This window comes from Phenylobacterium sp. (assembly GCF_041916435.1).
Lineage (GTDB): Bacteria > Pseudomonadota > Alphaproteobacteria > Caulobacterales > Caulobacteraceae > Phenylobacterium.
The window spans coordinates 119,838-134,329 of sequence record NZ_JAYRZM010000006.1 but is presented as its reverse complement, the minus strand read 5'-3'; the positions used below and the strand labels follow the sequence as shown (position 1 = coordinate 134,329).

The 14,492-nt window shown below is 69.4% G+C and carries 9 protein-coding genes and 1 tRNA gene; 6 read left to right on the top strand and 4 right to left on the bottom strand.

The window, feature by feature from the left end; genetic code table 11:
• Nucleotides 1-627, bottom strand: a complete 627-nt coding sequence (locus ACE3TA_RS17465) for a class I SAM-dependent methyltransferase (RefSeq protein WP_374575591.1) — start codon at nt 625-627, stop codon at nt 1-3.
• Between the two features lie 88 nt (nt 628-715).
• On the opposite strand from ACE3TA_RS17465, the gene ACE3TA_RS17460 reads away from it, so the two are divergent.
• A tRNA-Leu gene (locus ACE3TA_RS17460) sits at nt 716-803 on the top strand.
• Nucleotides 804-985: 182 nt separating this feature from the next.
• Nucleotides 986-1,783: a phytanoyl-CoA dioxygenase family protein gene (locus ACE3TA_RS17455; protein WP_374575590.1), complete on the top strand. Its 798-nt coding sequence runs from the start codon at nt 986-988 to the stop codon at nt 1,781-1,783.
• A 3-nt stretch (nt 1,784-1,786) separates the two neighbouring features.
• Here ACE3TA_RS17455 and ACE3TA_RS17450 read toward each other — a convergent pair whose 3' ends face one another.
• Entirely contained in the window at nt 1,787-2,482 is a 696-nt protein-coding gene (locus ACE3TA_RS17450; protein ID WP_374575589.1) for a TetR/AcrR family transcriptional regulator, read from the bottom strand.
• 465 nt (nt 2,483-2,947) lie between these two features.
• Here ACE3TA_RS17450 and ACE3TA_RS17445 point away from each other — a divergent pair, with 465 nt between their 5' ends.
• Nucleotides 2,948-3,397, top strand: a complete 450-nt coding sequence (locus ACE3TA_RS17445) for a hypothetical protein (RefSeq protein ID WP_374575588.1) — start codon at nt 2,948-2,950, stop codon at nt 3,395-3,397.
• 5 nt (nt 3,398-3,402) lie between these two features.
• Entirely contained in the window at nt 3,403-6,675 is a 3,273-nt protein-coding gene (locus ACE3TA_RS17440; protein ID WP_374575587.1) for a carboxyl transferase domain-containing protein, read from the top strand.
• A gap of 3 nt (nt 6,676-6,678) precedes the next feature.
• Here the strand turns inward: ACE3TA_RS17440 and ACE3TA_RS17435 are convergent, their stop codons facing one another.
• Nucleotides 6,679-8,325, bottom strand: coding sequence for an AMP-binding protein (locus ACE3TA_RS17435; RefSeq protein WP_374575586.1), 1,647 nt, complete (start codon nt 8,323-8,325; stop codon nt 6,679-6,681).
• 12 nt (nt 8,326-8,337) lie between these two features.
• The gene (locus tag ACE3TA_RS17430; RefSeq protein ID WP_374575584.1) at nt 8,338-10,560 is read right to left on the bottom strand and encodes a CoA transferase; all 2,223 of its coding nucleotides are present in this window, start codon (nt 10,558-10,560) and stop codon (nt 8,338-8,340) included.
• A 226-nt stretch (nt 10,561-10,786) separates the two neighbouring features.
• Here ACE3TA_RS17430 and ACE3TA_RS17425 point away from each other — a divergent pair, with 226 nt between their 5' ends.
• Both ACE3TA_RS17425 and ACE3TA_RS17420 read left to right on the top strand, forming a co-directional pair.
• The gene (locus ACE3TA_RS17425; RefSeq protein WP_374575583.1) at nt 10,787-11,635 is read left to right on the top strand and encodes a phytanoyl-CoA dioxygenase family protein; all 849 of its coding nucleotides are present in this window, start codon (nt 10,787-10,789) and stop codon (nt 11,633-11,635) included.
• 301 nt (nt 11,636-11,936) lie between these two features.
• On the top strand, nt 11,937-14,480 hold the full coding sequence (locus tag ACE3TA_RS17420; RefSeq protein WP_374575582.1) for a TonB-dependent receptor: 2,544 nt from the start codon (nt 11,937-11,939) through the stop codon (nt 14,478-14,480).
• Nucleotides 14,481-14,492: the final 12 nt, after the last annotated feature.

The following is a 14,492-nucleotide window of genomic DNA, read 5'->3' as shown; positions in this document are numbered from 1 at the left end:
TCAGAGCCGGCGCAGCAGGCGCAGGCTTTTCACCGCGCCGATCTCCTCGAAAAGATCGCTGGCCAGCGCCCGCTGGTAGACCTCGAAGGGCGGCCGGCCGCCGTCGGCCGGATCGGGGAAGACGTCGTGGATCGCCAGGGTTCCGCCGCTCATCAGGTGCGGAATCCATCCGCGATAGTCGCCGAGCGCCGCCTCCATCGTGTGGCCGCCGTCGATGAACAGAAAGCCCAGCCGCGTTCCCCACGCCCGCGCCAGCTCCACAGAGCGGCCGACCACGGTGACGACCGTCCCCTCCAGTCCGGCGCGGCGCAGGGTGCGGCGCAGGTGGGGCAGGGTGTCCAGCGCGCCGGCCTCCGGGTCCCACAGCTCCGGGTCGTGGTACTCCCAGCCGGGCTGGTTCTCCTCGGAGCCGCGATGGTGGTCGACGGAGAACAGCAGGGTCTTGGCGTCGCGGCAGGCCGTGCCGATGTAGACCGCCGACTTGCCGCAATAGGCGCCGATCTCCAGCGCCGGGCCGAGCGGGGCGGCGGCCAGCGCCGCGTCGTGCAGGGCGCGGCCCTCGGCCGGATCGAGGAAGCCTTTGACCGTGTCGATGTCCAGGGGCAGGGAGAGCGGGGTCTCTGTCATGGCGTCCACGCGGGCTGGATGGCGACGACGCGCGGCCAGGCGAGGGCCTCGCCCCGGAGCGCGGCGCTGGCTATACCGCGAAAGCGCCGCGGGCGTGGCGAAATTGGTAGACGCAACGGACTTAAAATCCGTCGGGCCTGAGGCCCATGCCGGTTCGACCCCGGCCGCCCGCACCAAAGACATCCGAGCCTCGAAGGGACGCAGGTTCCCCGCCTCCGGCGTCGCCGACGGGCAGATGGTTGTCGACGAATCGGTAATGTGTTACCAGTCTGGCCGACACAGCGCCGGTCAGGCGCGGCTCGGGAGGAAAAGTCGTATGCGGTCGGACAACAGCGCAGCTCCTGCGATCTCGGAAGCATTGGCGGCGAAGATCGCCGCGCTCGGTCTGGAGCAGAACGTCAAGGACCTGATCGACGACGGCTACACGATCATCCAGGACCCCCACGCGCACGCGATCGCCGACGAGGTGCGCGAGGCGATCATCCGCTGCGTGCCGGCGCCGCCGGAAGCCAAGGCGCCGACCAGGTTCACCCTGCTTGATCAGGACCCGGCCTTCGCCAAGGCGATCACGACGCCGAAGCTGCTTGTGCTGGTGGAGTTCCTGCTCGGGCGCGGCGCGCTGTTCTCGCAGCTCTCGGGGTCACGCCGCCGCCAGGGCCCGACCTCGCTCGGCCTTCACGCGGACAATAGCTGGTTTCCCGAGCCCTTCCCCGCGTGGGAGCTGATGTGCACGGCCTGCTTCGTCACCGATGAATTCACGCGCGAATCCGGCGCCACGCTCGTCATCCCGGGCACCCACAAGCTGAAGCGTCATCCGCCCAGGGACGTACGCGAGAATCTGGAGGGGGCCGTGCCGATCGTCGCCCCCAAGGGCTCGATCTGCCTTTGGGACGGATCGCTCTGGCACGGCAACTATCCGCGAACGGATCCGGGCGAGCGCATCGTCCTGCACATGACCTACACGCGTCTCGGCATCCAGCCGATCGAGACCTACGACCATCTCGACGCCGACTGGTTCGCCGGCAAGGACGAGGCGCTGCCCACCCTGCTCGGCCGCCACAACTTCCTGGGCCGGCGGCATGGATGGAAGCAGAACGATCGCGAGCTGCTGAAGGAGACCTACGACCAGGTGCATGGGCCCGGCTTTCGCGCCTGAAGCCTAGGCCGCGGTGTTCTCCGAGGCGGTCGCCGCGGCGCCGGTCGTCGGATCGACAAACGATTGCACCGCCAGTTGGTAGCGCATGGCGCGCTCGCGCATGCGCGAGGCATGGGGCTCCGCGGCGGCGGAGGCCAGCACCATCGCGAAGCCGAAGCCGATCTTGGCGTCCACCAGGCTGATGTCGAAACTGCTGCTCGCCCACGTGCGGAAATTCGCCGCGAACAGATCGGTCAGGGTCTCGCCCAGGATCGAGGTGTCGATTTCCTCGCGGATGAGCCCGCTCAACTGGGCGCGTCTCGTCAGGGTGCGGAACGCGCTGAGATTTTCCCGGGCCGGCTCGGTTTCGTCGCCGCCGGAATAGGCCTGGGTGGCGCGGAAGAGCGCGCGGTAGAAGGGTTGGTTCTCGGCGTAGAACCTCACGCCAAGGCTTACGCGATCGAGAATGTTGTCGAGCCAGTCCGCCGACGTGAGCTCCTTGGCCAGTTCCCTGAAGATCGCCTGGTCGAGCTTCAGGATGGCGCGAATGACGCCGGTCTTGGAACCGAACAGCTCATAGGGCGTGCGGAGGCTGACCTGGGCGCGCGCCGCGAGCTGGCGCATCGGTAGGTCGAAGTCTCCGGTTTCGCGGATGATGTCGCGCGCCACCGAGACAAGAAGCGCAGACTTGTCCTCCGCCCGCTTGGCTTTCGTGGTCATCTCAACCCGTATCCCCGGCGCATCGTCCAGATTGCAGCTCAGCCGCGGCGCCCTCGAAATTTGCGGCGCCAAACTAGCCGCGCGGCTCCGAAAATCAAATCGCCCAGCTTCGCCGATTGGTCCTTGACCGGAGGCGGCAACTGCGAGTTCATAGTCGGTAACAAATTACCGACCGCGCTGCGGCAGCGCGCGGGCGGGCGAGATTCGGGGGAAGAGGCATGCGGCCGCACGTGGTCCCAGACCGGCGCCGCTCATGGCGGCCGAGACCGTCATGAGCGGGCGTTCCGACGCATCGAGGCCGGTCGTCGAAGCCTCCGGCGGAAGGCTCTCCACCCTCGCCAAACCTGGCCGCGGCCCCGCCGGGGCTGCGCCGATTTTCAGCTCTATCGCGATGAGTACGATGTGGACCTATGAACTGACCCGGACACGACGCGCCGAAGCCTCGCGCAGCCAGGGGCGCGCCAGATGAACGCGCCGAGACCCGCGATCTCCGTGCAGTTCGCAAGCCCCGAGTGGGTGGCGTTGCTGCGCGTCACGCTGAGGGAGCTGCACGCTCAGGCCAGGCCGTTCCTGGGCGGCGTGGACTTCTCGATCCGCGAGGAGTTCACCCAGGTGCCGCCGGACGGCTCCACCTGCGTCTGGGCGGCCCGCATCCTGCCCGACCGCATCGAGTTCCTCGAAGGGGCCGTCCGCGCCGACTACGAGGTGGTCGGCGACTACGAGGCCGTCCTGCCCGGCGCCAAGCTCATCTACGAAGGCGTGACCGACGCCGAGCTGGCCGCCCAGGCGGCTCACCGAAAGGCGATGACCGAGGCCGGCAGGCTTCGCACCACCGGCGACATCGCGGCGGCGCCCCGTTCGGTGCGCCGGATGCTGCAGACCATGCACGACGTGCTCGCCCGCCAGACGGTCTGAAGTTGATGAAGAAGCTGCTGATCGCCAACCGCGGTGAGATCGCGGTCCGGATCGCCCATACCGCCGCGCTCTACGGACTGACGACGGTGGCCGTCCATTCCGCCGACGACGCCGCCTCCCTGCATCTGCGCCGGTGCGACGAGGCGGTGGAGCTGCCGGGTGTGGGCGCCGCCGCCTACCTGAACGCCGAGGCGCTGGTCGCGGCGGCCCTCGCCAGCGGCTGCGACGCCCTGCACCCGGGCTACGGCTTTCTGAGCGAGTCGGCGGATTTCGCCGCGCGGTGCGAAGAGGCCGGCATCACCTTCGTCGGGCCGACGCCGGCCACCCTGTCGGCCTTTGGCGACAAGGCGCGCGCGCGCGAGCTGGCCGCGGCCTGCGGCGTGCCCGTCCTGCGGGGCGCCTCGGGGCCGGCCAGCCTGGCCGAGGTCGAGGCGTTCTTCGACAGCCTCGAGCCCGGCGCGGGGGTAATGTTGAAGGCGGTCGCCGGCGGCGGGGGACGCGGCATGCGCCCGGTGACGGATCGCGCCGCCCTGGCCGAGGCCTACGAACGGTGCCGGTCCGAGGCCCTGCAGTCGTTCGGATGCGGCGACCTCTACGCCGAGGAGCTCCTCGTCGGCGCGCGCCACGTCGAGGTCCAGGTGGTCGGCGACGGCGAGGGGAACGCGACGCACCTGTGGGATCGCGAATGCAGCCTCCAGCGGCGGCGCCAGAAGGTGGTCGAGATCGCGCCGGCCGTCGGCGTCGCCGCAGACGTTCGCGCCCAGCTTGCGCAAGCGGCGGTGAGAATGGCCTCGGCGGTCGGCTACCGGGGCGTGGGCACCGTGGAGTTCCTGGTGGCGGGCGAAAGCTTCGCCTTCATCGAGGCGAACGCCCGCCTTCAGGTCGAGCACACCGTGACCGAAGCCCTGACGGGGCTGGACCTCGTGCGGCTGCAGCTCGACATCGCCAGCGGCCGCCGCCTCGCCGAGCTGGACCTGGACCGCGCGCACGCCCCGCAGGGCGTGGCGATCCAGACGCGGGTGAATCTGGAGCGCATGCCGGCGGACGGCGAGGCGCGGCCGACAGGCGGCGTGCTGAGTGTCTATGAGCCTCCCGCCGGGCCCGGCGTCCGCGTGGATGGGTTCGGCTATGCGGGCTACGCGACGAACGTGCGCTTCGATTCCCTCCTGGCCAAGGTGATCGTCCATGCCCCCGCCGCCGGGCTGGAGGCCGCGCTTCGCGCCGCCGACCGCGCGCTGGCGGAGTTCCGGATAGAGGGGCCGGCCACGAACATCGGCTTCCTGCGGGCGATCGTGCGCCATCCGTCGGTGATCGAAGGCCGGTTCGACACGACCTTCATCGAGAGCCATGGCGCCGAACTGGCGCGCGCCGCCGAGGACCTGGAGCCGCGGACGATCGAGGCGGGCCCGGAAAGTCCCGGCGCTCGGGATGCGGGCGCATCCGCCCCGCCCGGAACGACGCCGGTGCCGGCGCCGCTTCAGGGCACGATCGTCTCCCTGCTCGTCGACGCCGAGACGATGGTGAGCGCGGGCCAGGCGGTGTTGGTCATCGAGGCCATGAAGATGGAGCACGTGATCACCGCTGGCGTGGGCGGGCGCCTGCGGGCGATGGCGGTCGCTCCGGGCGACATGGTGATGGAGGCCCAGCCCCTCTTCTTCATCGAGCCCGCCGAGGTCGACGATCAGGACCGCTCCGAGAGCGAGGACGTCGATCTCGACCAGATCCGTCCCGACCTGGCCGAACTGCAGGCGCGCATCGCCCTCACGCAGGACGATGCGCGGCCGCAGGCCGTCGCCAAGCGCCACAAGCTCGGCTACCGCACGGCGCGGGAGAACGTCGCCGACCTTTGCGATCCGGGGTCCTTCGTCGAGTACGGCTCGCTCGTCATCGCCGGGCGGCGCCTGCGCAATCCGCTGGACGAGCTGATCCGGACCACGCCGGCCGACGGCATGATCACCGGCGTCGGGCGGGTGAACGGCGAGGTGTTCGGCGCCGAGGCGTCGCGATGTGTCGTGCTGTCCTACGACTACACCGTGCTGGCCGGCACCCAGGGGATGAAGAACCACGAAAAGACGGATCGTCTTTTCGAGCTGGCCGAGAAGTGGCGCCTGCCGGTGATCTATTTCGCCGAGAGCGGCGGCGGCCGGCCGGGCGACACCGACCGGGTGGCCGGCGGCGGGGTGTTCAACACCCGCGCCTTCGCCCTGCAGGGCCGCCTGAGCGCGCTGGTGCCTCAGATCGGCATCGCCAACGGCCGCTGCTTCGCCGGGGCGGCGGTGCTGCTGGGGTGTTGCGACGTGATCATCGCCACGGAGGGATCGACCATAGGCGTCGGCGGGCCGGCGCTGATCGAAGCCGCGGGCATGGGCGTCTACACGCCCGAGGAGGTCGGCCCGATCTCCATCCAGGCGCCGAGCGGCGTGGTCGACATCGTGGTGAAGGACGAGGCCGAGGCGGTCGCCGCGGCCAAGCAGTACCTGGCCTATTTCCAGGGCGCGCTGCCGGCCTGGACCTGCGCCGACCAGCGCCTCCTGCGCCATCTGATCCCGGAGAACCGGCTGCGCGTCTACGACGTGCGCAAGGTCATCGACGTCCTGGCCGACGAGGGCTCGGTGCTGGAGCTTCGCCGGGCGTTCGGCCTGGGCGTCGTCACCTGCCTGGCCAGGGTCGAGGGCAGGCCCGTCGGGATCATCGCCAACAATCCGGGGCACCTGGGCGGCGCCGTGGACTCCGCCGCCGCCGACAAGGCGTCGAGGTTCATGCAGCTCTGCGACGCCTACGACATCCCGATCGTGGTTCTGGCGGACACGCCGGGAAACATGATCGGTCCGGAACACGAGAAGACCGGCCTGGTCCGCCACTGCTGCCGCATGTTCGTGACGGGCCCGAACCTGACGGTCCCCGTTTTCACCGTGGTGCTGCGCAAGGGCTACGGCCTGGGGATCATGGCCATGGCGGGCGGGAGCTCCCAGGCCTCGTTCTTCACGGTGTCCTGGCCCAGCGGCGAGTTCGGCGGCATGGGCCTGGAGGGCTCGGTGACGCTCGGCTACCGGAAGGAGCTGGAGGCCGTCTCCGATCCAGCCGAGCGTCAGGCGATGTTCGAGGCCATGGTGGCCAAGGCCTACGAGAACGGAAAGGCCATCCACACCGCCATGGGGTTCGACTTCGACGAGGTGATCGATCCGGCCGAAACCCGCCGCTGGATCGTCGCCGGCCTGGAGAGCGCGCCGGCGAAGCCCAGGACCGGCAAGAAGCGGCCGTTCATCGACACCTGGTGAGCCCTAGCGGGGCAGGGCGACGCCGGCGGCCTCCCTGTCCCAAACCTGCTCGCCGGCGCCGCTCGCGCGCAGCAGGCGCTTCTGCACCTTCTGCGTCGGCGTCAGCGGCAGGGCGTCCATGAACTCGACATATCGCGGGATCATGAAGCGGGGCGTGCGCGGGATGAGCCACTGGATGAGCTCCTCCGGCTCCAGGGTTTCGCCGGGAGCGAGCTGGACCACGATCTTGATCTCCTCGTCGGCGCCGGCCTGCTCGGAGCGCTTCACCGCCACGGCGGCGGCCAGGGCGACGGCCGGATGCGCCATGACATAGGCCTCGACCTCGAAGCTCGAGATGTTCTCCCCGCGCCGGCGGATGCAGTCCTTGATCCGGTCGAGGAAGAAGTAGCGCCCGTTGGCGTCGCGCATCATGGCGTCGCCGGTGTGGAACCATCCGTTGCGCCAGGCCTCGGTCGTCGCCGCGGGATTGTTCAAGTAGCCGGCGTTGAGCACCCAGGGCGTGTCGGCCCGCAGGATCAGCTCGCCCGCCTGGCCGTCGGGCGCCGGCTGGTCGTCGGCGTCGACGATGCGGGCTTCGTAGCCTTCGCGCAGCACGCCGCAGCTCATGCGGCCGGCCTCGTCGTGGATCATGTCGTCCCAGCCGGCGAAGGTGATGGGACAGCTCACCTCCGTCATGTTGAAGCAGCCGAAGGTGCGCGCGCCGAACCGCTTGGCGAACGCCTGGGCGATCGGGTCGCGATAGGGGGTCAGGAGGTTCCGCAGCGGCCTTTCGGCGTCGTCCGGCCGCTCCGGCTCGTCCATCCACTCGGGCACGACCGTGCCGGTGGTGACGCCGAACCGCTTGTACTCCTCGGACATGGCCGTGCGGCTGATGAAAGGGCGCACGACATGGCGGCCGCCGCAGAGCGCGGCCAGATAGGGAAACGTCTTGCCGCCCACGTGGTAGGTCGGCCCGGGCGCGTAGATCACGTCCTGCGGGCCCAGGTCGTCCACCGGGAAGCTGCCGGTGGTCATGGCGTGGATCTGCGCCCACGGCAGGCGCACGGCCTTGGACGGGCCGGTCGTGCCGGAGGTGAAGAGCACCGCCATGATGTCCCAGGGCTTCGGCGTTTCGAGGTCCTGGGCCGGAGCGGCGCCGGCCAGGAATTCGGCCGCCGGAACCAGGCGGAAGGGCGCGCCGGCCGGCGCCGGGCCGTCGTCGAGGACGATGATCGTCTTCAGGTGTTCGAGGTCCGCCGCCGCCTCGACGACGCGATCCAGGAACTGCGCCTTGACCAGCATGACCTCGGCGCGGGTCAGGTTGAGCGCGTGGCTGAGGAGCGGGCCGCGATAGTCGTTGTTGATCGGCGCCTCGATCGCGCCGAGCCAGGCCAGGCCAAGCCAGGCCACGAGCGCTTCGATGGAGTTGTGCTGCATCGTCACGACGTGGTCGCCGGGCCGGACCCCGAGACGCCGGTAGGCCTGCGCCCAGATGCGGATCTGCTCGAGCGTCTCGGCGTAGGTCAGGCTGCGGTCCTCGATGTCGACGACATAGACGTCGTCCGGCTGGCTCGCGGCCCGTTCGATGAGGGTCTTGATCAGGCTGACGTCGGGCGTCGCGCCGATGGCGCGGTCTTGGGCCGTGACGTCGAATCCACTGTCAGCTGCCATGTCGAAGCTCCCTTATGCGGACGGCGAGGCGCCGAGCAGTTCGGCGGTGTGTTCGCCCAGCAACGGCGCCGGGCGGGTGATTTTCGGGCGCGCGCCGTCAACGTGGTACGGCGGCGAGGCCATCAAATGGGCGCCGACGTGGCGCCGGTCGATGCGCATCCACGCGCCGGTGGCGGCCAGATGCGGCTCCTCGGGCAGGTGGTGGGCGGCGACGACCGGCGCGGCGGGAACGCCGGCGGCCTGGAGCACGTGGGCCGCGGCGCCGGCGGGACGCGTCAGCGCCCAGGCGGCGATGGCCTCGTCGATCTCCTGGGCCCTCGCGTTGCGGCCGGCCGCCGTCGCCATCGTCGCGTCCGCGGCCCAATCGCCGCGTCCGAGCACGTCGCAGAGCGCGGTCCAGGCCGCCGGGGTCGTCACCACGATCGCCAGCGCCTGCTCCGGATCGGCCGTGCGCACGACCGTCCGCGGCGCCAGATGCAGGTTTCGGTTGCCCAGCCGCGGCGGCGGGCCGTCGACCTGCGCGGCGATGATCCCGTCGGCGGCGAGCTGGAACAGGCATTCCACCTGAGCCAGGTCCACCCAGGCGCCGCCAAGACGATCGCGTCCGTGGAGGCAGGCGAGCGCGGCGACGGCGGCGTAGAGGCCCGCGACGGGATCGCCGTAGGCGCCGTGCTGCAAGCACGGCGGCCAGTCGGCTTGGCCATTGATGTGAGGCATGCCCGAGGCGTGCTCGACGGTCGAGCCGTAGGCGCGGAAGAAGCTCCAGGGGCCGGTCGCGCCGAAGGCGCCCATGGACACCATGACCAGGCCCGGTCGGGTCGCCTGCAGCGTCGCCGCGTCCAGGCCCAGCTTGGCCATCACGCCCGGCGCGTAGTTCTCGATCACCATATCGGCCTCGGCGACGAGCTCCAGGGCCCGAGCCGCGCCCTGCGGCGTCGTCAGGTCGAGGCAGATTCCCCGCTTGCCGCGGTTCATGATGTTGAAGACCGCTGACAACTCGTACTGCGGCGGGTCGGACGCGCCGGGCGGCTCCCACCCGCGCCACCAGTCGTAGTGCGTGTCGGATTCGATCTTGATGATGTCGGCGCCGAGATCGGCCAGTTGGCGGGTGCAGAGCGGCCCGGCCCAGCCCATGGAGAAATCGACCACGCGCAAGCCCGCCAGGGGCGCATCGCCCGGTCGCTTCGGCACGGGCCTGGGGCGGCCGTCGAACGCCATGCGGAAGGGCAGGCGAGGCGCCTTGACGCCGGCGACCCCCGGGAGCGCCTCAAAGGCGCCGCGCTCGACCCAATGGTCCGTCTCGATCAACTCCGCCGGACTGGGGACCGGCGCCAGCGGGATTCGCGCCTTCTGCCCCGCGATCAGCCACTCGGCCGTGGTGCGCGACGGCAGCACCCGGCTCAGCTCCGCATCGACGATGTCGGCGTTGAGCACCCGGGCCGCGGACGTGGAGAAGCGGGGGTCTTCGGCCCATTCCGGCCTGCCGACGAGGACGGCCAGGCTGGACCACTGGGCGGGCGTCAGGGTGGTCACGCCCAGCCAGCCGTCGCGGGTCGGGTAGACCGTGGTGGGGTGGTTGGCCGGGAAGCGGTTGACGCCGGTGCGCGGCGCGGCGACCCCGCTGTTCTCGAACATTGGCGGCGAGGTTTCGGTGAAGGCGACGGCCGCCTCCAGCACGTTGATGTCGACCCGCCGATCGGCGCGGCCGCGCCGCCGCCCCCAAAGCACGGCCAGGCCGGTCGAGAAGAGCGTCGCGCCGGCCGTGATCTGGGGCGCGCGCCCCTGCGGCATCATCGGCAGGCCGTCGGCGCTCCCGAAGCCGCCGGCGATTCCCGTCAGGGCGTGGATCAGCGCGTCGTCGCCCTGCCAGTCGGCGTAGGGTCCGGTCTCGCCGAACCACGTGAGGCCGAGCCGGAGCGTATCCAGGCCCCTGCGCGCGATGACGGCGTCGACATCGGCGATCAGCGCCCGGTCCTGGCCGGCGATGACGACGTCCGGGGCGCCGACGGCCTCAAGCGCCGCTTCAAGGCTGGCCGCTTCGTCCTTGCCCTGGTCCAGCCAGGCTTCGAAGGCCGCCGCGCCAGCGACCGGACGGGAACTCCCCGTCACGCGCACGACGCGGGCGCCGAGCACGCTGAACAGTCGGCCGCAGTAGCGCGCGCCTGGATCCGATGCGGCCTCGACGACGCGAAGGCCCGCCAGAGGCGAGGCGTTGGATGCGGTTTGGTTTGTCACGGCTCCTCCCTCGCGCGGAGACTTTCGCTCCGCTGCAACGCAGATCCCGACCGAAAGCGCGGGTCTTGCGAGGCGAATGATAACAAGTTACCAGTTTGCCGCAAATGATTTAGCGCCCGCGGCGGAACCTTCGACCGCCAGCGGCCGCGACACGGGGATCGCGCGCGCGGCGGGCCGACCGTCCGGGCGTGATCCGTTCAACCCGATGCAGGATGGAACCGCGACCATGGCCCCAGACGCCCAAGTTGACCCCTACGCCGTCCCGGACGATCTCGCCGCGCGGATCGACGAACTGGACCTTCGCGCCAACGTCCGCGAGATGGTCGACAACGGCTTCACGATCCTGCAGGACCCGGCGGCGCACGCGCTCACCGACCGGGTGCGCGAGGCGATCCTTCGACTGTCCGAGGCGACGGAGGCCGGGCCGCTGCAGGCGCGCGGCGCGGGCCTGCTCCTGGGCCGCGACCCGGTGTTCGCCGAGGCGGTCCGCGTGCCGCGCCTCATGGCCATGGCGGAATACCTTCTGGGGCGGGGCTTTCGCCTCAGCCAGCTTGTCGGCTCGGTCCGCCGCCAGGACGGCGCGCCGCTGGCGCTGCACGCCGACAACAGCTGGTTTCCCGAGCCGTTCCCCGCCTGGAACATCATGTGCACGGCGTGCTGGGTGACCGACGAATTCACCGCCGAATCCGGCGCGACCCTGATCGCGCCCGGCACGCACAAGGAGCGGCGTCATCCGCCCCGCGACGTGCGCAAGAACCTTCCCAACGCCCAGCCGATCATCGCGCCGAAGGGCTCGCTCTGCCTTTGGGACGGCTCGGTATGGCACGGCAATTATTCGCGCCAGATCCCCGGCGAGCGCGTCGTGCTGCACATGACCTACACCCGGATCGGCTTCGAGCCGGTCGAAGACTACCGCCATCTGGACGACGCCTGGCTGGCGGACCAGCCGCCGCAGATGGCCGATCTGCTTGGCCGGCGCCTTTTGTTCGGCAGCACCACCGAGCACAGCGGCGGCGTCGATCCCGTGCGCCTGCAGAACACCTATCGCCTAGTGCACGGCCCGCAGGGCTACTAGGCGGTCCGGCCCGCCGGCCTCGATGCGCTGGCCTCGATGCGCTGGCCTCGATGCGCTGGCCTCGCTGCGCTGGACTGGGCCCGATCCGCCATCCGAACGGCGGTTGACATTGTCCAGTAACCAGTTATCCAATTCATTGGTAGCAGGTTACCAAAATCGATCGAGCGGGCCCTGAGGCGGCTTCCAAGCGCTTCCGGACCAGGTCGGTCGAGCCCAAAAACGAAACAAACACAGCGTCGGAAGGCTGCCCCGAGCAAGCCACCGCGCAAGGGGGAGAACGATGCTTTCCAGGACGCTTCTATTGTCGTCTGTCGCCACCGTGCTGATGGCGTCGGCGGGCTCCGCGATGGCCGCGGACGCCAGCGACGAGGCTGAAGCCGCCAAGGACGGCCCCACGCTGGAGACGGTCGTGGTGACCGCGCGCAGGGTCGAGGAGAACCTGCAGTCCGTGCCGGCGACCGTGACCGCCGTGAGCGCCGACCAGCTTCGCAAGCAGAACATCGTCGCGGTGTCGGATCTGGCGACGGTCACCCCGTCCCTCAGCATCGCCTCCTACTTCAACTCGATGAACGCGCGCTTCGCCGTTCGCGGCCTGACCGCAGGGGTGACCACCTATTTCTCCGATGCGCCCTGTTGCGGCGGCATCGCCAGCTCCCCCTTCATGGATATCGCGTCCACCCAGGTGCTCAACGGCCCGCAAGGCACGCTCTTCGGCCGTTCGAGCGCCGCCGGCGCGGTCCTGATCTATCCGCAAAGGCCGGTGCTCAACGAATACGGCGGCTCCATCGACGTGACCGTCGGCAACTATGGCCGTGCGCAGTTCACCGGGGTCGTCAACGTTCCGCTCATCGAAGACCATCTGGCGGTCCGTTTCGCCGTCAACAGCAACCACGTCGACGGCTACACGAAGGTCCTCAACACCTCGCACAAGTACGACGACGTGCAGAACCAGCAGTACAGGCTGGGCGTGGAGTTCAAGGCGGGCAACTTCGAGAACTATCTCGCGGTGAACTACCTGAGCGTCGACCAGGCGGCGACGAGCCTCGTGCTGGCCGCCTACAACCCGAACATCGGCATCTACAACGTCACCGCGGCGAGCGGTCAGGCCGTGTTCGGCGGCGTGTGCGCGACGGCGGTCGCCCAGGGCTACGCCACCGACGTCAACACCTGCGTCGCCCAGCGCGTCAGCACGGTGCAGAGCATCAAGCAGCAACTGATCGACGAACAGGCGCGCCAGGACTCCGGCGACTCCGCCGCGCGTTCGACGCCGGGCAGCTACGACAGCCAGATCGACTTCAGCAAGCTGCGCCACGCCAGCGCGGTCAACGTCAGCGAATACCACCTCGACAACGCCGGTCCCGTGCGGATCGACCTGAAGAACATCTTCTCCTACGACGCCTTCGTCTCCGACGTGAGCGGCACCTACGACGGGATCGGCGGGGCGGCGGAGGAGGGCGCCTTCGCCAACGCCTTCTACAGCAACTTCGGCGTGAACAACGAGCAGGGCAACAGACTGACGCCCAAGCTGGGCCGTCCTCTGAAGACCTACACCGAGGAGTTCCAGATTCACGCCGACGTGGCGGACGGCCTCCTCAAGGCGACCGTCGGCGGCTTCTACCAATATCAGAAGGCGCCGGAGAACAACTTCGAAGGCACGACCAACGTCTACAAGCTGTTCAGCGGCGTCCTGAACCCGAACCTCGGCTACAACAACGCCGTGGGCTTCATCGTGAAGTCCACGAGCGAGGAAAAGGCCGTCTATGGCCAAGGCACGCTGGACGTCTCCAAGTGGGGCGTCCATGGCCTGAGCCTCACCGCGGGCTACCGCTATAGCTGGGACGACACCAGCCAGACGACGCTGCCCGCCGTGATCAACAATCCCTCCGGCGTCTATACGCCCGGCACGACGCCTTCCAGGACCGGCATCAAGAGCAAGGGCTACAACTACACCTTCTCGGCGTCGGAGCAGTTCACCGACCGGTTCATGGTCTACGTGACCGCCTCCCGCGCCTACGTCCCCGGCGGCGTGAACGCGCTCGGCCAGGCCGCGGAGTCGCTGCCGAACTTCAAGCCGACCTACGACGCCGAAACGGTGAAGGCCCAGGAAATCGGCATGAAGGCGGACTTCGAGATCGGCGGCGTCGTCGCCCGCATCAACGCCGACATCTACAACAACGACTTCGAGAACATCACCGAGCAGCTGACCGGCCTCATCGGCACGACCAGCGTGCGATATCTGGCCAACATCGCCGGCGCGAAGCTCCGCGGCTTCGAGATGGCGGGGACGGTCATCCCGAGCCCGCAATGGAACATCGGGTTCACTTACGCGCACAACGACGCCAAGTACACGACGTGGACCGGCTCGGACCCGTTCAACATCGCCAAGCCCGGAGACGCGATCTGCGTCGCGGACTCGCCCGCCGGCCTCTGCTACCTGGACCTGACCAACAACCCCTTCCCCTACATGCCCGCGGACCAGGGGCACGTGACGGTGACCTACTATCCGCCGGTCGACGCCAAGCGCGGCACGGTGGCCCTGATGGCGACGGCTTACGCCCAGTCGCGGGAGTACTTCGAGGCGACCGCGGCGCGCGACCTACAGCTCCTGCCCAGCGGCCTCGACGGCATTTCGCAGAAGGGCTACGTGACCCTCAACCTGCGGGCCGAATGGACCGACGTGAACCAGTCCGGCTGGAACGTGGCCGCGTTCGTCAACAACGCGACCGACGAACTCTACGCCGCGGGCAAGACGCCGCAGTTGCAGACCCTCGGCTTCTCCGTCGCCAACTATGCGGCGCCGCGGATGTTCGGGATCCAGATCTGGAAGAAGTTCGGAGGCTTCTAGTCGGAAGCCCTC

What these genes read in the sequence shown, in the direction of transcription:
- ACE3TA_RS17465 (WP_374575591.1), bottom strand. Translation starts at nt 627, where the DNA reads ATGACAGAGACCCCGCTCTCCCTGCCCCTGGACATCGACACGGTCAAA.
- ACE3TA_RS17450 (WP_374575589.1), bottom strand. Translation starts at nt 2,482, where the DNA reads ATGACCACGAAAGCCAAGCGGGCGGAGGACAAGTCTGCGCTTCTTGTC.
- ACE3TA_RS17445 (WP_374575588.1), top strand. Translation starts at nt 2,948, where the DNA reads ATGAACGCGCCGAGACCCGCGATCTCCGTGCAGTTCGCAAGCCCCGAG.
- ACE3TA_RS17440 (WP_374575587.1), top strand. Translation starts at nt 3,403, where the DNA reads ATGAAGAAGCTGCTGATCGCCAACCGCGGTGAGATCGCGGTCCGGATC.
- ACE3TA_RS17435 (WP_374575586.1), bottom strand. Translation starts at nt 8,325, where the DNA reads ATGGCAGCTGACAGTGGATTCGACGTCACGGCCCAAGACCGCGCCATC.
- ACE3TA_RS17425 (WP_374575583.1), top strand. Translation starts at nt 10,787, where the DNA reads ATGGCCCCAGACGCCCAAGTTGACCCCTACGCCGTCCCGGACGATCTC.